The sequence below is a fragment of the Brevibacterium sp. 91QC2O2 genome (assembly GCF_024580695.1).
In the GTDB taxonomy this organism is placed as follows: Bacteria; Actinomycetota; Actinomycetes; order Actinomycetales; family Brevibacteriaceae; genus Brevibacterium; species Brevibacterium moorei.
In genome coordinates, this window is the sequence record NZ_JANIJY010000099.1 from 1 (window position 1) to 255 (window position 255).

A 255-nucleotide genomic window follows, 5' to 3' on the forward strand; every position below is an offset into this window, starting at 1 on the left:
TCGACGGGTACGACACAGTCGACGTGTTCATCGGAATCGACGTCGGCAAGACCGAACACCACGCAGTCGCATTGGACCGCGACGGCAAGAAGCTCTACGACAAGCCACTACCGCAAGACGAGGCGAAACTGCGGACTGTCATCACCAAGATGACCGGCCATGGAACGGTCCTCGTCGTGGTGGACCAGCCGGCCACGATCGGCGCACTCCCCGTCGCGGTCGCCGCCGCGATGGGCGTCCTCGTCGGCTACATCC

At 63.9% G+C, this 255-nt stretch carries 1 protein-coding gene; it reads left to right on the top strand.

Going from position 1 to position 255, the window contains the following annotated elements; all coding sequences use genetic code 11:
• The coding region (locus NQ036_RS15900; protein ID WP_257060048.1) for an IS110 family transposase at positions 1–255 on the top strand (255 nt) is incomplete at both ends.